We start from the raw sequence: 23,920 nt of genomic DNA, 5'->3' as shown, positions 1-23,920 counted from the left end.
AAAAGGCTATCTTTAAATGCTATGAAACAGCATTTATCCTTTCTACTTATTTGTTGTTGTTTCGCTTTCGCGAAAGCGCAATTACAATCTAACAATTGGTATTTTGGTATTAACGCTGGTATTAATTTTAGTAACAACACCGTTACCGCTCTCAATGATGGTCAACTAGTTACAGGAGAAGGTTGTGCCACAATATCTGACAATCAAGGAAACCTTCTATTCTATACTGATGGAAGTGTAATCTATGACCGTAATCATAATTTAATGCCTAATGGTACAGGACTCAAAGGTAATTCCAGCAGCACCAGTAGCGCGATAATTGTACCACAACCAGGAAGTTCAACTAGGTTTTATGTTTTTACGGTAGACACGGATGACATCTTATATCGCAATAATGAAGGATTCTTTTATTCCGTAGTAGATCTAAGTTTGAATAATGGTGATGGTGATGTTATCACCACTGAAAAAAATATAAATTTACTAGCTCTTACGTCAGAGAAACTTACTGCAATTTCTAATTCAAGCGGTACAGGTTTTTGGGTAATTACTCAATTCGAAGACAAATTCTTTAGTTATGAATTAACATCTAGCGGATTAACCACAACACCTGTAGTATCTATAGTTTCACCGTTTATAGAGCTTGTAAATACAAATCTTACGAATATTGACGTTGCTGCAATGCGAGGCTATATTAAGGTAAACCCTAGAGGTGACAAATTAGTAGCTGCTCATTTTTCAAATAATACTTTATCAGATTTTTCAAATACCACTACCCTATTAGAAGCACGCAGTATCGCCTACACGAACGGCGGAGAGTTATACCTGTATGATTTTGACAATTCCACTGGTATAGTATCCAATCCACAACCGTTAATGACCAAAGCCGATGGAGGTTCCTTTTACGGTGTAGAGTTTTCAAGCAATGGTCAATTTTTATATGCCGAAGTCGATTTTATGAATCCATCAACTACTCAAACTTTTGAATTTGTTAATGGTCAAATACTACAATTTGATTTAACATCAAATAATATAGCAAATTCAAGGACAGTTGTTTATGAAGATAATTTAGTGACCTTTAGAGGAGCTTTACAGCTAGGTCCAGATAACAAAATTTATCACAGTCGGATTAATCAAAATGCGCTTAGTGTAATCAATACTCCTAATTTTTCTGGTATCTCGGCCGATTATAGATTTAATGGTTTTCAGTTATCGCAAAACTCGTTTGCGATATACGGATTACCGATATTTGTCCAAAGTTTTTTAATTTCAGGAGAAATAGTAGCTGAGGATCATTGTTTTGGTGAAAATCATTTATTTACCGTTCAAACTTCAGCTCAAATTGATAGTATTACATGGGATTTTGGCGATCCTGCAAGTGGAATAAACAACTCATCTATCAATCTTAGCCCTACACACACTTTTTCTCAAGTAGGTACTTTTATAGTACGAGTAACCATTCAAACGCCTACTCAAACAATTGATTTAGAAAAAGAAATACAAGTATATCCAAACGTAGTTATTAATAGCATTCCTGATCAAATAACTAAATGTGATGAAGGTTTTGATACAGCTTCATTTGATCTAAGCGAAATCGCTGATATAATTTCGACTAGAAGCGATCAAATCGTTTCCTTTCATACCTCAAGGGAAGATGCGACAAATGGAAGTAACATTATAAATAGTAATATGATTTATAGAAATATTTCCAATCCTGAAAGTATTTTTATTAGAGTCGAAAACGACAACTGTTTTAACATTTCTCAACTGAATTTACAAGTAGAAAACTGTCCAATAGAGGTGTTTAACGTAGTAACGCCTAATAACGACGGATTAAATGATACGTTCATCGTTTCTGGGTTAAAAAATGTTTATGAAAATCATAAAATTTCTATTTTTACTAGATACGGTCAAAAAGTATGGGAAGGAGATAATAACTCTGCATCTTGGGATGGAACAAGTAATGTTGGACTTACCTCGACCACAGGTTTGCTACCTACAGGGACATACTTTTACGTGATTGAATTAAACGAACCAAACACAAAGCCACAAGCCGGCTATGTATACTTAAGATAACTTGAAAAACAACATGAAAACAATTTACTCTTTATTACTCTTAATTTTTGTAAGTACAACCATGCTTGCCCAAGAAGAATCCTCATGGTGGATCTTTGGGGATCAAGCTGGTGTAGAATTCACTCCAAACCCTCAAAATCGTTCACTAGATCCAGCAGTAGCTACATCTGGATATGATACGGATGAAGGTGTTGCATCGATTTCAGATGATTCAGGAAACCTTTTATTTTTTACAGACGGAATCACAGTATGGAATAGAAATGGTAACATTATGCCTAACGGTACAGGTTTAGATGGTAACTTCTCTAGTACCCAAAGTGCCATAATCGTAAAAGCTCCGGAATCACCTGGAGTATATTTTATTTTTACAGTAGGTGCTGGTGGTAATGGCCCTTTATCATACTCTAGAGTTGAGATGTCTCTTAACGGTGGATTAGGAGATGTTGTTGCCGGTGTTAAAAACGTAGTACTTATCCAATCCTGTGCAGAGAAAGTAGCTGCTACTATTCAAACAGGTAGTAATAATGCCTATGTAATGACCTTTGCTGAAAGTAATGCCACTTCAACTGTAAATGGTACTGGTAACTTCAACGCATTATTTACATGGGAAGTAAGAGGTATTCCAGGTCCTAATGTTTCATTTGTATTCCCAAATCCTGTTTTACAACAAGGAAATGGAAATCTTCCATACTATTCAGTTCCAACTGCATCTTCTAGTGCAGACAGAGGACAACTTAGAGTAAGTCCTGATGGTACAAAGCTAGTAATATGTAACCAAAATAGCTTTAATGGTTTTGAAGGTACTGTTTTGTACGACTTTAACCCAGGAAATGGTCAATTTGGTGGAAATGGTTTAGTCCTTCATAACGGTCCTGTTTATGGAGCAGAATTCTCTCCTTCTTCTCAGTATTTGTATCATGATGAAAGTAGCACCTACGGATTTAATGGAAATAAAAAGATCTTTCAATACGAGTTGTGTGATGCTAATAATATTCTAGCAACCAAAAGAGAAATAGCTGATGTTTCAGAAGGGAGATCTACGTTACAATTAGCTCGTGATGGAAATATTTATGTTGGTCGTTTTGATCAAACAGAATTAGGAATGATAGTAGGGCCTGAAACTCCTACCGCAACCTATAATGCAAACGGATTTGACATCAGCCCTGGTGTATCAAAACAAGGGTTACCTGTATTTGTTCAATCTAGTTTCTCCAGTTCTTTCACTCTTAATGATCAGTGTCAAGGTGATGCAACTGAATTCCTTTTAGCTTGTTTACCACAGGTAGCAGCAAGTACATGGGATTTCGGTGATGGTAATACAGCGAGTGTTACAGGACCTGTTGCTGTATACAATACTTATGCTTCTGCAGGAACTTATGTAGTGAGTGTAAACGTGACTAACGTTTCAGGAGATACAAGAAACTTTACTCAAGAAATTACCATTTATGAAAATGGAATCGTTGATCCTATTGATACTACATTACTTAACTATTGTGATGATGACGCTTCAGGTAGTGAGATTGTTGACTTAAGTCAGTTCACAGCAGATGTTTTAGGTAGCCAAGATGCTACTACATTTGATATCACTTACCACGCAAATCAAACCGATGCAGATGCAGGTGTAAATGAATTACCATTGAATTTTGATGCTCCTTTAGGAACTACAACAATTTGGGTAAGGATAGCAAACAATACCTCACCTATTGACGATGGATGTAGTGCTATTGATTCATTTGATTTAATGGTAAGTCCTACTCCAGCAATCAATCCGATACCAGATTTTGAAACTTGTGATGATATTTCACAAGACGGAATTGAAGATTTTGATCTTGCTTCATATTTACCTACCATACAATCAGCTGTAAGTACTTCATTCAATGTTACCATTACCTTACACCCTACTCAAATGGATGCAGATACTGGCATGAATGCTATCGACACATCTGTCGCTTACACTAACACAACTAGTACTGAAACCATTTATGTAAGAGTTGAGAACGACGTTGATCAAGACTGCTACAGTACTGCTCAATTTAATCTGGTAGTTTTAAGCGAGCCTACAATCGGAACTCCTATGAATATAGAAGTTTGTGACGATGCTCCTTTAGACGGTAGTTCAGACTTTGATCTAACAGAACAAGATATTGAAGTAGATCCAAATGGTCTAGGTTCAGTAAGCTATCATGCTTCACAAGGAGATGCTGAAACTGGAGCTAATCCATTATCCTCGCCATATACTGTAACTGGAACTCAAACAATTTATGTAAGATTGACTGACTCAAATGGTTGTTCAAATACTACACAGTTTGATATCTCAGTTTTAGATGCTCCAAGTATTGGTCAACCTCAAGATCTTGCAAATATCTGTGATGAAAATAGCTCTTTAGATCAAAATACATTTGATTTATCAGTACAAGATGATGCTGTGCTTAATGGTAATGATCCAGCTAATCACATCGTTAACTACTATGAATCTCAAGCAGATGCTGAAGCTGATTCTAATGCATTAGGAACAAATTACTCAACGCCTTTTCAGGCCGGTGTTACTACAGGAACTCTTTTTGCACGCTTAGAGAATATACAAACAGGTTGTTTCAATGTAGTTGCATTTACAATAATTTTCGAAAGATGTGAAATCATTTTTCCAGAAGGATTCTCACCAAATGATGATGGAGTAAACGACACATTCTCTATTCCAGGACTAGCAGAACAGTTCCCTAATTTTGTATTGAAGATTTTTAATCGTAATGGAAGTATGATTTATGAAACGTCAGCAAATAATTATGAAGAATTTGCAGGAATACCAAATAAAGGTTTACTTGCTGGCGATGGCCTAGTACCTGTAGGAGTATATTTCTATACTATTGAGTATAATGATCCTGATGAAGAAGATACAGCTAGTTGGGTTTATATCAATTACTAACAAAGATTTTTAAGTAACCGACTCTTTAAAGCCTCTGATTATAAAAAATCAGAGGCTTTTTTATTTATCGAACTTTTATAAACTTATAGTCAGATATTTAACTCTAAAATTGAGCTATTCAACTCGAGTATAATTAAAATATAATTAGTAATTTTATGATTATTCAAACTACTATAACGATTGAAGTTTTTTGTTAATTTATTATGCGTGCATAGTAAAATGTTTTATCTTGCGGTCTATTAATGAGTATGAGACATAATAAAACAATAGATTATATTTTAAGAGCTACCTGGATGTCAGTGTCTAAAATGTACAACGAACAAGCCGCAGTAAAAGGCAGTACAATGGCTACAGGTTTTGCTTTAATAAGTATAGATCCCGAGAATGGAACTCCTAGTACAGCCTTAGGTCCAAAGATGGGAATGGAAGCGACATCATTATCTCGAACACTTAAAATGATGGAAAACAAAGGACTTATTGAAAGGAAAAAAAATCCAGAAGATGGTCGTAGTGTTTTAATTCATTTAACACCATTCGGTAGGGAAATGAGAGAATTTTCTAAATCCGTTGTAAAAACCTTTGACAACCACATACGTGAGGAAATTGAAGAAGATAAACTAGAAACATTTCTAGAAGTAGCTTACCGAATAAATGAAATAGTTAATTCAAAAAAGATATTTAAAAATCAACCCTTTTTAGTTAGAAAGTAATATGGGAAAAAGAAGAATCAAACATGTAACCGTAATCGGTTCTGGAATCATGGGTAGTGGAATTGCCTGTCACTTTGCCAATATTGGCTGTGAGGTATTATTATTAGATATTGTTCCACGAGAGCTTACAGATAAAGAAAAAGCTAAAGGTTTAACCCTTGAAGACAAAGCTGTACGTAATCGTATGGTAAATGATAATCTTGCTGCTGCAATAAAAAGTAAGCCAGCTCCTCTGTATAATAAAGCTTTTGCAAATCGTATTTCGACAGGAAACCTAGAAGATGATTTGAAAAAAATCTCAAATACAGATTGGGTAATAGAAGTTGTTGTTGAGCGATTGGATATTAAAAAATCTGTTTTTGAACAAATTGAAAAGTACCGTAAACCTGGTACCTTAATAACCTCAAACACTTCTGGAATTCCAATTGGATTTATGAATGAAGGTCGTAGTGAGGATTTTCAAAAGCATTTTGCAGTAACCCACTTCTTTAATCCTCCTAGATATTTAAAATTATTCGAAGTAGTTCCAGGACCTAACTGTGATCCATCAGTTACCGATTTTCTTATGGAGTACGGTGAAAAATACTTAGGAAAAACTTCAGTACTAGCTAAAGATACACCAGCATTTATCGGAAATAGAATCGGAATTTTTTCTATACAAAGTCTATTTCATACGGTAAAAGAAATGGGCCTTACAGTTACAGAAGTAGACAAACTTACCGGTCCTGTTATTGGACGTGCTAAGTCTGCTACTTTTAGGACAGTAGACGTTGTAGGATTGGATACGTTGGTACACGTAGCAAACGGAGTCTATGAAAACTGTCCGCAAGACGAGCACCGTGACACGTTTAAATTACCAGATTTCATCAGCACTATGATGGAAAACAAATGGTTAGGTTCAAAAACAGGCCAAGGCTTCTATAAGAAAAGTGTTTCAAACGAGGGTAAAAAGGAAATTTTAGCTCTAGATCTAGATACACTAGAATATGTTAAACAGCCTAGAGCAAAATTTGCAACATTAGAGTTAACTAAGACTATTGATAATGTTGCAGATCGTTTTCCTGTTCTGATAAAAGGAAAAGATAAAGCAGGAGAGTTTTATAGAAAATCATTTGCATCACTATTTGCTTACGTACAACATAGGATTCCTGAAATCTCAGACGAGTTATACCGTATTGACGATGCGATGAGTGCTGGATTCGGATGGGAACATGGTCCATACCAGGTTTGGGACGCTGTAGGCGTTGCAAAAGGTGTAGAACTTATGAAAGCCATAGGTAAGGAACCAGCTGCTTGGGTGACAGAAATGCTAGAAAAAGGTTATGACTCTTTTTACACTGTACGCGATGGAGCAACTTATTACTACTCTATTCCTGATAAGGATTACGTTAAGAAACCAGGACAAGATGGTTTTATTATTCTAGACAACCTTAGAGCACAAGTGCCAGTATTTAAAAACAGTGGTGTTACTGTTCATGATATAGGTGATGGTATTTTAAATGTAGAGTTCACTTCAAAAATGAATTCGATTGGTGGCGATGTATTAGCTGGACTTAATAAAGCTATAGATATTGCCGAAGACCGCTTTGATGGACTTGTAGTTGCAAACAATGGAGCAAATTTCTCCGTTGGAGCAAATATCGGTATGATATTCATGATGGCTGTAGAGCAAGAATATGATGAGCTTAATATGGCTATTAAGCAATTCCAAAATACCGTAATGAGATTACGTTACAGCAGTATTCCAACAGTTGTTGCACCTCACCAAATGACATTAGGTGGTGGTTGTGAAATTACGATGCACAGTGATATGGCAGTAGCCAGTGCCGAAACCTACATAGGTCTAGTAGAATTTGGAGTAGGAGTTATTCCAGGTGGTGGTGGATCAAAGGAAATGGCACTACGTGCAAGTGATACTTTCGAAAAGAACGATGTAGAACTTAACCGTTTACAAGAATATTTCTTAACTGTAGGTATGGCCAAGGTAGCAACTAGTGCTTACGAAGCCTACGATCTAGGTATCTTAAGAAGAGGAATTGATCAAGTTGTTGTTAATGACAATCGTCGTATCGCTTTCGCGAAAGCGCAGGCACGCCTAATGGCAGATAAAGGATACACACAACCTGCACCACGTAAAGATATTAAGGTGCTTGGTAAACAAGCATTAGGAATGTTCTTAGTAGGTACAGACAGTATGGAAGCTGGAAAATACATAAGCGAGCATGATAAGAAAATCGCCAATAAATTAGCTTACGTAATGGCTGGTGGTGATTTAAGTGCTCCAACTCTGGTATCCGAGCAATATTTATTAGATCTTGAAAGAGAAGCCTTTTTAAGTTTAACTGGTGAACGTAAAACTTTGGAACGTTTACAGCACATGTTGCAAAAAGGTAAACCGTTAAGAAACTAATTTAATAAAACAGTTTCACAGCAAATAAAAAAATAACAAATGATAGGATTTCAATTAGATAACTTGTTCTCAAACATAAATCTATAATCCTGTTATAATATTAAAGAAATGAACAAGACTGCATATATAGTTGCTGCTAAAAGAACAGCAGTGGGAAAAGCTCCTAAAGGAGTATTCAGATTTAAAAGACCAGATGAACTGGCAGCAGAAACAATTGAAGCTATGCTTAAAGATGTTCCTGCCTTGGATAAAACAAGAATTGATGATGTTATCATAGGTAACGCAATGCCCGAGGCTGAACAAGGACTTAATATGGCGCGTTTAATTTCATTAATGGGATTAAAAATTGATGATGTTCCTGGTGTAACTGTAAATAGATATTGTGCTAGTGGTGTAGAAACTATTGCCATGGCGACCGCAAAAATACAATCGGGAATGGCAGATTGTATTATTGCCGGTGGTGCAGAGTCGATGTCCTATATTCCAATGGGTGGTTATAAACCTACTCCAGATTACCGAGTAGCAAAAGCCGGTAACGAAGACTATTACTGGGGAATGGGGTTAACTGCAGAGGCTGTTGCAAACGAATTCAAAGTTTCTAGAGAAGACCAAGATGAGTTTGCCTTTAATTCTCATCAAAAAGCTTTGAAAGCACTTGCTGAAGATAGATTTCAAGACCAAATCGTTCCTATAGAAGTAGAGGAAACTTTTATTAACGCTGCTGGTAAAAAGGAAACACGCTCCTACACTGTAAACAAAGATGAAGGACCACGTGCTGATACAAAACTGGAGGTTTTAGGAAAATTAAGACCTGTATTTGCTGCTGGTGGTTCGGTAACCGCTGGTAACTCATCACAAATGAGTGATGGAGCAGCTATGGTTCTAGTGATGAGTGAAGAAATGGTAAAAGAATTAAATCTTGAACCTATCGCACGTATGGTAAACTTTGCAGCTGCAGGTGTTCCTCCTAGAATTATGGGTATTGGTCCAGTAAAGGCTATTCCAAAGGCACTTAAACAAGCAGGAATTACTTTAAATGATGTAAGTATGATTGAATTAAATGAAGCATTTGCTTCTCAATCACTTGCAGTAATCAGAGAATTGGGCCTTAACCAAGATATAGTGAACCCAAATGGAGGAGCTATTGCACTAGGACATCCACTAGGATGTACAGGAGCAAAATTAAGTGTACAATTATTTGATGAAATGCGACGTCAAAATTTAGAGAATAAATATGGTCTTGTAACTATGTGTGTAGGGACAGGTCAAGGAGCTTGTGGTGTTTACGAATTCCTTAAATAAAACAATCATTAAAAAAGTTAGAAGACTGATCTGCTAGGCACAAATTAATATGCTGGGACTAGGTAATCAATTTCAAAATAGATTTGAGTACCATTCTTTCTTCTAAGTATCGTAATAAAAAGTAAAAAAATGGCAACAGAAACAACAAATGAAAGCGGTATAATCCGTGGTGGTCAATTTATCGTGAAAGAAACAAATCCACAGGACGTATTTACTCCTGAAGATTTTTCTGAGGAACAAATCATGATGAAAGAGTCGGTAACAGAATTTGTAGACAAAGAAGTTGTACCGCATAAAGAAAGATTTGAAAAGAAAGATTACGCTCTTACTGAAGAAGTAATGCGTAAAGCAGGTGAAATGGGATTCTTAGGTGTAGCTGTACCTGAAGAATATGATGGTCTAGGAATGGGATTCGTCTCAACCATGTTAGTATGTGATTACATATCAGGAGCAACTGGTTCTATTGCTACAGCTTTTGGTGCTCATACTGGAATAGGTACTATGCCTATTACACTTTATGGAACTGAAGAGCAGAAGAAAAAATATGTTCCAAAACTTGCTACAGGTGAGTGGTTTGGAGCTTACTGTTTGACAGAGCCTGGTGCTGGATCAGATGCAAATTCGGGTAAGACTAAAGCTGAACTTACTGAGGACGGTAAACACTACAAAATCAACGGTCAGAAAATGTGGATCTCAAATGCAGGTTTTTGTAACGTATTTGTAGTATTTGCCCGTTTAGAAGATGATAAAAATATCACAGGTTTCATTGTAGAAAATGACCCGTCAAATGGTATTACATTAGGTGAGGAAGAACACAAGTTAGGAATTCACTCCTCTTCTACCCGTCAAGTATTTTTTAATGATTGCCTAGTTCCTGTTGAAAATATGCTGGCTGGACGTGGTGAAGGATTTAAAATTGCTATGAACGCTCTTAACGTAGGTCGTATCAAACTTGCTGCAGCTTGTTTAGATGCACAGCGTCGTGTAATTTCTTTAGCTACTCAATATGCAAATGAACGTGAGCAGTTTAAAACTCCAATCGCAAAATTTGGTGCTATTCGTAAGAAATTAGCCGACATGGCTACAAGTGCTTACGTAGGTGAAAGTGCTTCATATCGTGCAGCAAAAGACATAGAAAATCGTATCCATATTAGACAAGAACAAGGAGATGAATTTGCAACTGCAGAACTGAAAGGAGTTGAAGAGTTTGCGATTGAATGTTCTATTCTTAAGGTAGCTGTATCTGAAGATATTCAAAACTGTAGTGATGAAGGTATTCAAATATACGGTGGTATGGGATTCAGTGCCGATGCTCCTATGGAAGCAGCGTGGCGTGATGCTCGTATCTCAAGAATATATGAAGGTACAAATGAAATAAATAGAATGCTTGCCGTTGGTATGCTTGTTAAAAAGGCGATGAAAGGTCATGTAAATTTACTGGAACCAGCAATGGCTGTGGCAAATGAACTTACCTCTATTCCTTCTTTTGATGTACCAGATTTTTCTGAGCCATTAAGTGAAGAAATGGATATGATTAAGAAACTTAAAAAAGTATTCTTAATGGTAGCTGGTAGTGCAGTTCAAAAATTTGGAACTGAACTTGAACAACACCAACAGTTACTTATGGCTGCATCAGACATTCTTATTGAGATTTATATGGCTGAAAGTGCTATCCTTAGAACTCAGAAAAATATCGCTAGGTCAAGTGAAGAAGCGCAAAAAGAGCAAATTGCTATGTCTCAGCTATACTTATACAATGCAGTGAAAATCATCCAAAACAGAGCTGAAGAAGGTATCGCAAGCTTTGCAGAAGGTGACGAACAACGCATGATGCTTATGGGACTTAAACGATTTACTAAATATACAAATCTGCCTAATATCGTAGCGTTAAGAAATACGATCGCAGATAAAGTAACTGATAGTAATGCTTATCCTTTCTAATTAGAAAGTTAATTTTAAATGTTGGAAACCGCTATTCTTTAATTAGAAATAGCGGTTTTTTTATCGATGAAATTTTCATTTCAACTAATTCAATATTTGTTGATTAGTCAAAAAGTTAAGTAAGCTTAAGCGAGATTAGGTTTGGTTAAAGATTGTATAATAATTCTAACATAAATAAATGGTTAACTATTGATTCTCAGTTTGAAATAAGATAATTAAACTAAATTCAATGTTATGCTAGGCCGTCATTTTAATGACGGCTTTTTTACAATTATTTCATTAAGTGATAGCCTTTAAATAAAGAACACATAAAATTCTTATAACCTAGTAATCAACCCTTTCAATTAGTTTTATAAACATCATTATTAAAGGGTTATATGAAACGAAAAGTGGATCTTGTAGTAATAAGCGATGTACATTTGGGAACCTATGGTTGTCAATCAAAAGAAATCTATAGCTATTTAAAAAGTATAAAACCAGACACTTTAGTTCTTAACGGCGATATTATTGATATGTGGCAGTTCTCAAAACGCTACTGGCCCAAAAGTCACATGAAAGTAGTAAAACAACTATTTCAACTAGCATCCAAAGGAACTCTAATTTATTATATCACTGGTAATCACGATGAAATGCTCAGAAAATTCAATGGCCTTGAACTGGGTAATATCAAAATTGTAAATAAGCTAGAATGGAATTGTAACGGAAAAACTGCCCTGTTTTTTCACGGTGATATTTTTGATGTTTCCATTCAAAATAGTAAATGGTTGGCAAAAATAGGTGCGATGAGCTATGATAGCTTGATTTTAGTAAACACCGCTATTAATTATTTGTCTAGAAAACTAGGTAAAGGTAAAGTTTCACTATCTCGTAAAATAAAAACCAGTGTAAAAGGTGCAGTAAAATTTATCAGCAACTTTGAGCAAACTGCTATAGAAATGGCTCGTCAACAAGGTTATGACTATGTGATTTGCGGTCACATTCACCAACCTACCGACAAAACGATAGATTTTAAAAATGGCTCGTCAATACGATATTTAAATAGTGGTGACTGGGTTGAACATTGCACAGCCTTGGAATATCATGATGACAAGTGGAAACTTCATAAACATGATTTGAATAATAATAATCTTGTAAATGCTATAGAGAGTGAACTACTCGATGATTCAATGAGCTTAGTAGACATGAATCAAAAACAACTTTATCAATATATTCTTCAGGAATTCCTTAAATAAATCTTACTTACTTTTATTTAATGATTTTCGCTTTCGCGAAAGCGAAAACACCATCTCACCTTCAAATAATTAATTATCAATTATTTAATTAAGTTGAATAATCTGTAATCCATTTGAGACGACTGCTAGTTGTAGGAATATTCATATTGTAAAGAATTTTTACATTTACATAGCTAGACGTACCCCATAAAGGGTATTGAATAATGCTAGCCATTTAACTTAATTTACTCATTCTATAAACCAATTAATTATGAAAAGAATTTCACTTGCATTAATCGCCGTTGCAACTTTAATGACCGCCTGTAAAGAAGAAAAAAAGCCAGAAAATATGCAGGAAATGGAAACCACAATTGAGAAGAAAGCAGCATCAATGGAATGCAATTACACTATCGATCCTGCTATAACGGTAGACTTTTATTACGAAGATGAAAATGTAATTCTTGCCTCAAAAGAAAATGCTCCTATCGTAAAAGCAGATTTTACCTGGGAACCTAGTGGGACCAACGATGAAACTGTAACTTTAGTAAGTGGTACGTTTCATACCATTGCTAATGATATAGGATACGTTACCGATGCTCAAATTATAAACGAAGATGATAAGTATAAAATGGTAATCGTTTTTGAACAAGGCGCTCCCGACAATAAAACGATTGAATTTAACCAAAGTTTTAGTGGTGATTTTATCATGGATACTTCTTTAGATATTGATTACTGTGAGGACGCCGAAGAAGTTTCTAAACCTATCCTAATTGGTAATATGATGAAAAGAAAAATAAAATAAGACCTTCTTGAGAACAGTAGCCAGCCTCTTATTTTTATTTATTTCTCAATGGATTGTAGCTCAGGAATTTTCATATGTAGACTTACTCATCAATAATTATGATAATGAATATGAAACTACTCTAGCTATTGTAGATACATTGAACCTTGATGACTATTCAATATATGAGCAGTACCGCATTAAAATTGCAGAAAGTGCTGCTCAATATGGAATAAATCACGATGCTCCTGCTCATTATAATAGGCTTCTTGAACTTAAAAAATCATGTGATCCACAAGATTTAAAAAGTCTATTCTATATTAATGATGAATTAATCTATACCTATTTTTATGTAAGCGAGGTGCCTGATGGTTTTATGGATCTTATAGAGGTCAATAAAAAAATTGCTAAAAAATTAGAGGATCCCGATCTTGAGATTACTAGCTACCTATATTCAACAGGGTACTTAATCCACAATAATCAATATAACCAAGCAAAAAATGAATTGTGGAAGGCTAGAGAAATAGCAAAGGAATACAACAAAACTGAAGATATTTTTACTGTTGAAAGTAATCTTTCAGTAGTTTATCAGCGTCAAGGATTGTTAGATTCTGCTTTAATTTTTCAAAAAAAAATAGAAAAGTACTATTCTAAAATTAAGGATACTACTGGACTATATGGTAACTACAACAATACTGGACAGGTCTATAAAAGAATGGAGAATTATGAGAAGTTTCTTGAGTATACGTTGAAAGCTCAAGAACTCGCTCCTGATAACCTAGACCTACTTAACCTTATTAATAATAAGAGAAATCTTGCTGAAGCCTACCACTATAACAACAAATATAAGCTGAGCAGCGAATTATTTGTTGATGTACTTGATAACATTGACACCATTAATGCTAGACAAAGTGAGAATAAAATACAAGAGCTTGAGGCAAAATATGAAACTGCTGAGAAAGAGAAAAAAATAGCAGAACAAGAAGCTAAAAACGAACAAAATCAAAAGGTTATTATCGCGCTTATAGCAACAGCAGTCCTTATAAGCGTTATTGGTTTGTGGTTTTTTAACAACCAGCGTAAGAAAAAGCTTTTAGTAGAAAAAGAGAAGAAACTCATCATGGCCCAAAAAGATAAAATACTGAAAGAGCAAGAGTTATCTACTATCGATGCTATGATTGCTGGTCAAGAAAAAGAACGAAAGGAAATAGCCACCGAATTACATGATGACCTAGGCAGTTCTCTTACCACTATGAAACTGCATTTTGAAAATTTAAAACGGCAAGCAGCCCAACAAGACAATAAGATTTATTTTGATAGAACAGAACAACTGCTTAACGATACTTATGAAAAAATTCGTCAAATGTCGCATAAACGCTTTACAGGTGTTCTAGCTAGTAAAGGTTTAATACCTAGTGTAGAGAGTCTAGCTCAAAAAATCAGTCAAAGTAAAGAGTTAGATGTCGAAGTGATCCACTATGGGCTAGACACGACATTAGAAAACAGTCTAGAACTATTGATTTTTAGAATAATACAAGAATTATTAAATAATATTATAAAACACGCACAAGCCAGCGAGGCCTTTATTAATCTAACTGCTTATGAAGACCATTTAAACATCATGATTGAAGACAACGGTATAGGGATGAATGTTGTATCAATTAAACCAACTGATGGAATGGGACTATATAGTATAGAGAAAAAGGTAGAAAATACAGGAGGAACATTTGAAATAGACTCGCAACCTGGTTTTGGAACCACAATAACCATCGATATACCGTTATGATCAACCTACTAATTGCAGACGACCATGTATCCATTGTAGATGCAACTAAATTATTACTTGAAAATGATCCAGAAATTACCGTGATAGGAACTGCCCACGACGGTAAAGAATTGTTAGAAAACATCAAGCACCGTAATCCCGATATTATTCTATCAGATATAAGTATGCCTCGTATGAATGGTATTGAAATGTGTAAAACAATCAAGAAAACGCATCCAAAAATTAAGGTGATTTTTTTCTCTATGTTTGAGCATGATGATGCTATAAACGATGCTATAAAAGCCGGTGCATCTGGGTACCTATTGAAACGTAGGCCACTAGAAGAAATCAGAAAAGCTATTATTGAAGTTTCAAGAGGTAAAAGTTATTTTGATAAAAATATTGCTGTTGAAGAAATTTACACAAAAGCGGATATTAAACCTAAATTGTCTCCTACTGAAAGAGTTATACTTAAATTAATAGCGCAAGGGAAACAAAGTTCAGAAATTGCAGAGATCAGACATACCGCAGTAGGTACTATTATAAAGCATCGTAAAAACATGATTCAGAAGTTGGGGCTCAAAGGAAAAGGAGAACTCATGAGATACGCTTTATCGGTACACAAACACTACAATTAACATTTGTTAATTAAAATCGTGTTTTTATATATAAATTATTTTAAAAATACCCATTTAGGGGTACTTCTTCCCGCTTAGATGCTAATATATTTGGATAAGTAATAAGAGGATTTTCACAATCGACCAATACTTCTTTTATTAACTGAATTTTAGGGGGAAGAAAGTCTCTAGACTTTCATCAGACTGCCGGCTTATACAGCTGGCAGTTTTATTTTATATAGATTTGTCATACCTTTTTGGCCATTAATTCTATCAACGCTATGAAAGCATTAAAGTACTTCATCATCTTATTAGTAATTGGTATTATAGCCAGCGTAGTGTATTTCTCCCTTCAAGACGGAACATACAGTATTACTGAAGAATATACTATCGAAGCACCTACACAAGTTATCTATGAGCAAATAGATGATTTTGAAAGTTGGAATAATTGGAATCCATGGACCATGCAAGATGGTATAAACTCGACAATGGGAGAACAAACAAGCGGTGTAGGTGGCTATTACACCTTTACAGATGAATATGGTAATGGTAAAATGACTATCACAAACGTAGACCCAAATAAGAAAATAGTCTTTGATATGCAGTACGATAGTGGATTTGCTGTTTCCAATAGTGAGGTAAGTATGATGATAATGCCTGAGGAAAAAGCAAATAAAGTTATTTGGAATATTAAAGGTGAGAATAGCCTGAAAGAAAAAATGCTCAACGCGATTTTTGGAATTGATTTAGAAAAGGAAATAAGACCTATGTATCAACAAGGCCTTAAGAATTTGAACAGTGTTGTACGACAGGAATTGAATAAATATACAGTATCAGTGGATGGAGTTCTTGATACAGGCGGCAGTTACTACTTATACATGTCGACAAGTGCAACAACAAAAACCATGGAAACCTTGCAAGAAAGTATGTTTCAAAACATAAAAAAGTACATGAATATTCATGATATAAAGCCATTTGGAAATCCTATGATCATTTTTGAAAAAAACGATCCTACTTTAGGTCAGTTAATATTTTCTGCTGCCATTCCTGTTAAAGATAGAATAGAAACTGAAACAGGCAGCAATGTTTTATGTGGTTTTACACCTGCAACTCAGGCCATTAAAGCAACCTTAAAAGGAAAACATGAATTTTTAAATAAAGCCTGGGAAGAGGCAACAGCTTATAGAGTCTCGAATAATTTAGATGCCTCTGATATTTCTCCTTATATCGTTTATAGAATTTCTAAAGATGAAACGGTAAATCCAGCAGCATATCTAACAGAAATTTATTTACCTATTCAAGAATGAAAAGCTTCTTTTTAGTTTTTATTGGTGGTGGCATAGGTAGTTACCTAAGGTATGCCGTTTCCATATATTTGAATTCTGGTACAATAAAATGGTTACCTACCTTGATCGTAAATGTTCTAGGTTGTTTCTTATTGGGAATCTTATGGCAGTTGACTGAGCGTACAGATAGTATATCACATCCTAGATATTTATTATTAGGAATAGGATTTTGTGGTGGCCTTACCACCTTCTCAACCTTTTCATTAGAATTAGTAAAATTTATTAAAAATGGAGATTTTTTAAATGCAGGTCTTTATTTTTTCGGAAGTATGATACTAGGAATGATTATGCTGTACCTTGGATATAGCATTTTTAAATCATTTATCTAATCCAGTCCATTAATCAAGATATTAAAAAAGGATATCTCCTTAAATAAAAAAACCACGCTTATCAGCGTGGTTTTTTTATTTTGTGATCGCGACAGGATTCGAACCTGTGACCGTCTGCTTAGAAGGCAGATGCTCTATCCAGCTGAGCTACGCGACCATGCTTGTACAATAATCAAGCGCTATTGTGAAAAGCGGTTGCAAATATACTATTATTTTGTTTTGTTAAAAATTAAAATTAGATTTTTGAGTAGAAATATTACACTTATTTCATAGACTATTGTTAATCAGCGTATCAAAACAACTTCTAAGTGTATCTTTGCAAATTATCATTTACCTATGAGGCGACTAGTAATCATTCTTATTCTACTTTTAACCAACAGTTTATCTTTTAGTCAAAACTTCAAATCAGATAAATTCACATCTTTACAAGTTGAAGAAATGAATACCTGGCAGCTACTAGCTTATGATGGAAAAAATGCGTTTAATGGTGTAGCCTACACCTATTCAAGGCCTTTTCACTGGCAACAAAGAGATTGGTTGCGTGCAGGTGCTACTGCTGGTCTTGTTGGTGGTTTGTATTTAGTTGATGAACAAACAAGCGATTGGGCACGCAGACAACAAGACGATATTCCAACTGTAATTAGTGATTTTGGATGGTACTTTGGAAGTCCTCAAAACAATTATGGTGTAACTGGTGGTATCTATTTGTACGGACTATTTACCAAAAGCCCTGAATGGAGGCGAACAGGTGTATTGATGATAAGCAGCGCAACCGCTGGTGGTCTTCTACAACAGTTTTTAAAATCTGTTACTGGACGTGGTAGACCAGAAACTGGTGTAGGAAAATCTGAATTTAGACCGTTTTCTGGCGAGTCCGGTTATAGATCATTCCCATCTGGTCATACCATTTTGTCATTCACCACAGCCTATGCGCTCGCAAAACATTTTGATAATCCCTGGGTAAAAGCAGGTATTTATACCCTAGGTTTAGTTTCACCTGCTTCACGTGTTTGGAAAGGAGCTCACTACTTAACCGATGTAATTCTAAGTCTTGCTATTACTATTGCAACCGTAGAAGCCGTAGATAGATATTTAGATACTAGAAATGGATATGGCGAGCAGCGTTATGGAACTAAAAAACCTAAACAACGTTCCTACTCTCTCAGTTTTAGTGCGACTCCAAATACGGTAGGCCTAACATTAAACTTTTAAACCTACCTTTCTAAAACATTAAAATACAAAGCATTAATCCTTTTTGAGATACTAAAAAATAAGTTTGGAACGTTATTTGAACTAAACAGTTTAAAAAACTGAATATGTTTCAATCTAAAAAATCAAAACTTTTTGCCAGTATAGCCTTAGATTTAGTAGGTATGTCATCTTACATCCTTCCATTTTTAGGAGAGACGACAGATTTATTTTGGGCACCCATAGCAGGTTACCTCATGACCCTACTCTACCCAGGAAAAACAGGTGTTGCAGCTGGTATCATTACTACAATAGAAGAACTGGTTCCTGGTATGGATATCATTCCTACCTTTACACTTACGTGGTTATTTACTTACGTATTTAACAAATCAGATCAAAAACCAACTATAGACGTTCCTAGTAAATAAATAATATTTTTTGTTACGCTTTCGCGAAAGCGTAATTTAAAACAGACTACTTTGTCCCGTATCATCCACCGGTGGTTCTGGAAGATTACTATCTTCAGACTTATTGGTCGTAGGTTCATCTTTAGCATCAGTTTGTTGTGACGTTTCAAGATGTTCTTTTGAGGTGGTTATTTCATCATTTTCACTTTCATTTTCCTCCTGTACCTCATATGGTAACGCATCTAATAAGTTAATTTGTTTCACTTTGGATTTAGTAAGCATATTACCCTGAGCACCTATGCCTTTTACAGCGATAAATTCCTCAATATTAACCTCTTCATTAGGCGGCTGTTCTTTACCTCTAGGTTTATTAAAAACCAGCTCTGCCATAGGGCGATAATCAGTAGATATAACCTCGAGATAGGATCCTTGTACATCTGGAATAAAACCTTCTTCTCGTTCTGGGTTTTCTATAAAAAACCTTTTGATATAAAATAATTCCTTCTCACCGTGATAATAGATAACACTGATAGGTTTTTTAGGCTCCCATTTTTCAAGGACTACCATATCATCATCAAATCTAGCAGTTACCTCAGGAATAATAGTCTTTGCGATACCTTTTTGATTGATAATAAGTAAACGATCTTCTCCCTTAAATTCACCTAGTAATTCACCACGACCGTCTACATTAAGACGCTGTACTGTATCATCAAACCAAATTTTTCTAGGTTTAAGTGTACTTACACCTTCTTCTTTAAGCTCAACCTTCTTAATGTTATACTTCGTTACGAGATTTCCTTTAGATGCTCTTCCTTTAATGAGGATTTCACTAAAATCTATATCCCATTTAAGCTTTTTAATACTGCCTTGCTGTCTTAAGTTTACTGTAACAACTTCAGCTTCACCATTAGGATTTGCACTGAAATAATGAACTACAGAACCTTTATCTGATTTACCCATAGGGTAAGCCCTATCTCGTGTCACACTAGTCACAGCAAATCTTTTTATATAACTAGGTCCTGACTTACCATCCTTATAGATAACGTTGTAAATGGTACGTTTGTCTTTTTTCTTAAATACAGCGACATGGATTATGTTTTTTCCTATAAAGGTTTTGGAATCCACCTTTGTCACCATCATCGTACCATCTTTTGTAAATACTATGATGTCATCAATATCTGCACAATCACATACATACTCATCTCGTTTAAGAGCTGTACCTATAAAACCTTCTTCCCTATTAACATATAGTTTTGTGTTTCTAATAACTACTTTACTTGCTACTATATCCTCAAAGTTTTTCAGCTCAGTCTTGCGTTCTCTACCTTGACCATAATCCTTCTTGAGTTTAGTAAAATAATCTATGGCAAATTCAATTAAATGTTCTAGATGATGTTTAAGTTCTGCAATGCGATCTTCTAGAGCTTGAATCTTTTGTTGTGCTTTATCAATATCAAATTTTGAAATTCTCTTGATTCTAATTTCAGTTAACCTAACAATATCCTCTTCGGTTATTGCACGCTTCAGGTGCTTAATATGTGGTTTAAGTCCTTTATCGATTGCACTAATTACTCCTTCCCAAGTTTCTTCCTCTTCTATATCTCTATAAATTCTATTTTCAATAAATATTCTTTCTAGAGAAGCAAAGTGCCATTGTTCTTCAACCTCATGCAATAATATCTCAAGTTCTGACTTAAGTAATTGAACAGTATGATCTGCACTACGACGCAACATCTCAGAAACACCAATAAATAGTGGTTTATTATCCTCAATTACACAGCCTAATGGTGAAATACTTACCTCACAATTTGTAAAGGCATAAAGAGCATCCATGGTTTTATCTGGTGATAAACCACTAGGCAAATGAACGACGATTTCTACTTGTGCAGCAGTGTTGTCTTCTATACGTTTAATTTTAATTTTCCCTTTTCATTTGCCTTTAAAATAGAATCAATAAGGGAACTTGTAGTTGTTGAGTATGGTATCTCTGTAATTACGATGGTGTTTTTTTCAGGCGAGTGCATCTTGGCACGCACTCTCACTTTACCGCCTCTTAAACCATCGTTATAATTTGAAATATCTGCCTCGCCGCCTGTTGGAAAGTCAGGATAAATTTTAAATCTTTTTCCTTGTAAATGCTTGATACTAGCATCAATGAGCTCATTAAAATTGTGAGGTAATACTTTGGTGCTCAAACCTACCGCAATACCTTCAGCGCCTTGTGCAAGTAATAATGGAAATTTTACTGGTAAATTTATAGGTTCTTTTCTCCTACCATCATAGCTAGATTGCCATTCCGTAATTTTAGGATTATACAATACCTCAAGAGCAAATTTTGAGAGTCTAGCTTCAATATAACGAGAAGCTGCTGCAGGATCACCAGTTAAAATATTACCCCAGTTACCTTGCATATCTATAAGAAGATCCTTTTGACCAATTTGCACCATAGCATCACCTATACTGGCATCACCATGAGGATGGTACTGCATACAATGTCCTACAATATTGGCTACTTTGTTGTACCTACCATCGTCTAAATCCTTCATCGATTGCATGATACGTCGCTGTACTGGTTTAAAACCATCCTCTATCGCTGGTACAGCGCGTTCCAATATCACGTAGCTTGCATAATCAAGAAACCACTCCTTGTACATTCCTGTAACTCTGGTTATAGTTTCAGTAGAATGCTGTTCTTGATCGCTACTGTTTAAATGCTCTAGTTCTTCGTGTTCTTCGCTCATTTACTCGTTTCAGTTATCTGCTATTAGTTAACTGTGTTTTATTTGTATGTTCTCACTCAAAATTCAATACATCCTCATCTATTGAAAAAGTGATCACCTTTAGATTTATAGGCTTTTATTATTAATAAAGTACCCGATATGATCCACATAACAGTTGATAGTACAATTAAGTCTTCACCACCTAAATAATTACCATTTCCATAAGGAAACGCCCAGTGTAATATTTTAAACGTGCTACCTATCAAAAAAAGTAGAACGGCTATCACAGCTACAATTATCACATGTTTGTATTTAATCATACTACTCCTCTATCACATCCATTTCTACCTTAAGATTGTCAATAATAAATTCTTGACGATCTGGAGTGTTTTTACCCATATAGAACTTCAATAAATCATCGATACTCATACCATCGTCCAACATCACTGGATCCAATCGCATGTCCTCGCCAATGAAATGAACAAACTCATCTGGACTGATTTCACCTAATCCTTTAAATCGAGTTATTTCTGGATTTTTACCTAATTCCATAAGTGCGGCAGCTCGTTCTTCTGGTGTATAACAATACCTTGTTTCTTTTTTGTTACGAACTCTAAATAAGGGTGTTTGTAAAATATACAAGTGCCCCTTTTTAATTAATTCAGGAAAAAATTGCAGGAAAAAAGTAATCAATAACAAACGTATATGCATACCATCCACGTCGGCATCAGTTGCAATGACAATCTTGTTGTAACGCAAATCCTCCATACTATCCTCAATATTGAGAGCAGCTTGTAGCAAGTTGAACTCTTCGTTTTCATAAACAATTTTTTTGCTCATGTTATAGGAATTCAATGGTTTCCCGCGTAATGAGAATACCGCTTGTGTGTTTACGTTACGTGATTTTGTTATAGATCCACTTGCAGAATCTCCTTCCGTTATAAATAAAGTACTATCTAGATTGTTCTCTTTTTTAGTATCTCCTAGATGTACTCTACAATCCCTTAGTTTTTTATTGTGCAAACTAGCTTTTTTGGCTCTATCCCTAGCTAGCTTACGAATACCAGAAAGCTCCTTGCGTTCTCTTTCTGCTTGTATAATTTTCTTTTGAAGAGCGTCAGCAGTTTCTGGATGCTTGTGTAGGTAATTATCTAGATATGTTTTAATAAAATCGTTAATGAAAGTTCTTACAGTTGGTAAGTCTCCACCCATTTCTGTAGAACCCAATTTAGTTTTAGTTTGAGATTCAAAAACAGGATCCATCACCTTAATAGCCACAGCGCTTACAATGGATTTTCTAACATCGCTCGCATCATAGTTTTTTCCATAAAACTCACGCACCGTTTTTACTACACTCTCTCTAAAAGCAGCTTGATGCGTTCCACCTTGGGTGGTATTTTGACCGTTTGCAAAGGAATGATACTCTTCACTGTACTGTGTTTTACTGTGAGTAATAGCCACCTCAATATCATCACCTCGCAAGTGTATTATTGGATACAGCCTATCGGATTCGGTAATTTTTTCACTTAATAAATCCTTTAGACCATGTTCAGAAAAATATTTTTCTCCGTTGTAGATAATGGTTAAACCTGGATTTAAGTACACGTAGTTCTTAAGCATGCGAGAGACATACTCAGGCCTAAATTTAAAATTTTTAAAGATTTCACCATCGGGAACAAATGTCATTTTGGTACCTCGACGTCTTGATGTCTCTTCAAGAAAATCCTTGTCGGTAAGTTCACCTCTTTCAAACTCGGCACTTGCACTTTTCCCATCACGTGTAGATTCTACTCTAAAATAAGTGGAAAGAGCGTTCACGGCCTTAGTACCTACACCGTTTAATCCTACAGATTTTTTAAAGGCTTTACTATCGTATTTTCCACCAGTGTTCATTTTTGAGACAACATCAACCACTTTTCCTAGTGGGATCCCACGTCCATAATCACGTACGATAACACGTTCACCTTGAATGGACACCTCGATAGTTTTTCCTGCACCCATCACATACTCATCAATCGAGTTGTCAATAACTTCTTTCAGTAGGATGTAGATTCCATCGTCGGCACTAGATCCATCACCCAGTTTACCGATATACATCCCAGGACGCATTCTTATGTGTTCCTTCCAGTCTAATGACCTGATATTATCCTCAGTATATTGTACGTTTTCTGCCATATCCCATCTATCTGTAGTAGCT

17 protein-coding genes, 1 tRNA gene and 1 pseudogene are annotated in these 23,920 nt (G+C 35.3%); 14 read left to right on the top strand and 5 right to left on the bottom strand.

What is annotated here, in order from left to right; translation table 11 throughout:
- The first annotated feature begins 21 nt into the window (after positions 1–21).
- The 7 genes from BST93_RS07815 to BST93_RS07785 all read left to right on the top strand — a co-directional run bounded on the left by BST93_RS07815 (position 22) and on the right by BST93_RS07785 (position 12,591).
- Positions 22–2,073 (top strand): T9SS type B sorting domain-containing protein, encoded by a 2,052-nt coding sequence (locus BST93_RS07815; RefSeq protein ID WP_105018717.1) that lies wholly within the window; start codon positions 22–24, stop codon positions 2,071–2,073.
- Between the two features lie 13 nt (positions 2,074–2,086).
- Positions 2,087–4,996, top strand: coding sequence for a T9SS type B sorting domain-containing protein (locus BST93_RS07810; protein ID WP_105018716.1), 2,910 nt, complete (start codon positions 2,087–2,089; stop codon positions 4,994–4,996).
- Between the two features lie 242 nt (positions 4,997–5,238).
- Entirely contained in the window at positions 5,239–5,706 is a 468-nt protein-coding gene (locus BST93_RS07805) for a MarR family winged helix-turn-helix transcriptional regulator (protein WP_082586886.1), read from the top strand.
- Position 5,707: 1 nt separating this feature from the next.
- Positions 5,708–8,116, top strand: coding sequence for a 3-hydroxyacyl-CoA dehydrogenase/enoyl-CoA hydratase family protein (locus BST93_RS07800; protein ID WP_105018715.1), 2,409 nt, complete (start codon positions 5,708–5,710; stop codon positions 8,114–8,116).
- A gap of 108 nt (positions 8,117–8,224) precedes the next feature.
- On the top strand, positions 8,225–9,418 hold the full coding sequence (locus BST93_RS07795; RefSeq protein ID WP_085774448.1) for an acetyl-CoA C-acyltransferase: 1,194 nt from the start codon (positions 8,225–8,227) through the stop codon (positions 9,416–9,418).
- Between the two features lie 129 nt (positions 9,419–9,547).
- A complete protein-coding gene (locus BST93_RS07790; RefSeq protein ID WP_042278387.1) occupies positions 9,548–11,359 on the top strand; it encodes an acyl-CoA dehydrogenase FadE in 1,812 nt (603 codons plus the stop codon).
- Between the two features lie 377 nt (positions 11,360–11,736).
- Entirely contained in the window at positions 11,737–12,591 is an 855-nt protein-coding gene (locus tag BST93_RS07785; protein WP_105018714.1) for a UDP-2,3-diacylglucosamine diphosphatase, read from the top strand.
- 88 nt (positions 12,592–12,679) lie between these two features.
- Here BST93_RS07785 and BST93_RS14470 read toward each other — a convergent pair whose 3' ends face one another.
- A complete protein-coding gene (locus BST93_RS14470) occupies positions 12,680–12,805 on the bottom strand; it encodes a hypothetical protein (RefSeq protein ID WP_258150502.1) in 126 nt (41 codons plus the stop codon).
- A gap of 36 nt (positions 12,806–12,841) precedes the next feature.
- On the opposite strand from BST93_RS14470, the gene BST93_RS07780 reads away from it, so the two are divergent.
- The 5 genes from BST93_RS07780 (at position 12,842) to crcB (ending at position 17,408) form a co-directional block, all read left to right on the top strand.
- Entirely contained in the window at positions 12,842–13,372 is a 531-nt protein-coding gene (locus tag BST93_RS07780) for a hypothetical protein (RefSeq protein ID WP_105018713.1), read from the top strand.
- A 7-nt stretch (positions 13,373–13,379) separates the two neighbouring features.
- Positions 13,380–15,137, top strand: coding sequence for a sensor histidine kinase (locus BST93_RS07775; protein WP_105018712.1), 1,758 nt, complete (start codon positions 13,380–13,382; stop codon positions 15,135–15,137).
- Positions 15,134–15,754: a response regulator transcription factor gene (locus BST93_RS07770; protein WP_042278380.1), complete on the top strand. Its 621-nt coding sequence runs from the start codon at positions 15,134–15,136 to the stop codon at positions 15,752–15,754. The genes BST93_RS07775 and BST93_RS07770 overlap by 4 nt, the downstream gene beginning before the upstream one ends.
- Positions 15,755–16,014: 260 nt before the next feature.
- A complete protein-coding gene (locus tag BST93_RS07765) occupies positions 16,015–17,040 on the top strand; it encodes an SRPBCC family protein (RefSeq protein WP_105018711.1) in 1,026 nt (341 codons plus the stop codon).
- Entirely contained in the window at positions 17,037–17,408 is a 372-nt protein-coding gene (crcB, locus tag BST93_RS07760) for a fluoride efflux transporter CrcB (protein ID WP_105018710.1), read from the top strand. Before BST93_RS07765 ends, crcB begins: the two co-directional genes overlap by 4 nt.
- Before the next feature lie 83 nt (positions 17,409–17,491).
- Here the strand turns inward: crcB and BST93_RS07755 are convergent.
- Positions 17,492–17,565: transfer RNA gene (locus BST93_RS07755), tRNA-Arg, on the bottom strand.
- 179 nt (positions 17,566–17,744) lie between these two features.
- Here BST93_RS07755 and BST93_RS07750 point away from each other — a divergent pair.
- On the top strand, positions 17,745–18,620 hold the full coding sequence (locus BST93_RS07750) for a phosphatase PAP2 family protein (RefSeq protein WP_105018709.1): 876 nt from the start codon (positions 17,745–17,747) through the stop codon (positions 18,618–18,620).
- Positions 18,621–18,724: 104 nt separating this feature from the next.
- Positions 18,725–19,024 carry a hypothetical protein gene (locus tag BST93_RS07745; protein ID WP_042278290.1) on the top strand — a complete coding sequence of 100 codons (300 nt, stop codon included), beginning with the start codon at positions 18,725–18,727 and terminating at the stop codon, positions 19,022–19,024.
- A 36-nt stretch (positions 19,025–19,060) separates the two neighbouring features.
- Here the strand turns inward: BST93_RS07745 and BST93_RS07740 are convergent.
- The 3 genes and pseudogenes from BST93_RS07740 to BST93_RS07730 form a co-directional block, all read right to left on the bottom strand.
- Positions 19,061–21,744: pseudogene (locus BST93_RS07740) on the bottom strand (DNA gyrase/topoisomerase IV subunit A).
- A 74-nt stretch (positions 21,745–21,818) separates the two neighbouring features.
- Positions 21,819–22,043 (bottom strand): hypothetical protein, encoded by a 225-nt coding sequence (locus BST93_RS07735; protein ID WP_105018708.1) that lies wholly within the window; start codon positions 22,041–22,043, stop codon positions 21,819–21,821.
- A gap of 1 nt (position 22,044) precedes the next feature.
- Positions 22,045–23,898 (bottom strand): DNA topoisomerase IV subunit B, encoded by a 1,854-nt coding sequence (locus BST93_RS07730; protein ID WP_105018707.1) that lies wholly within the window; start codon positions 23,896–23,898, stop codon positions 22,045–22,047.
- Between the last annotated feature and the right edge of the window lie 22 nt (positions 23,899–23,920).

Source organism: Nonlabens tegetincola (assembly GCF_002954355.1).
GTDB lineage: Bacteria > Bacteroidota > Bacteroidia > Flavobacteriales > Flavobacteriaceae > Nonlabens > Nonlabens tegetincola.
The sequence above is the reverse complement of the archived record's forward strand: the minus strand, read 5'-3'. Positions and strand labels throughout refer to the sequence as shown.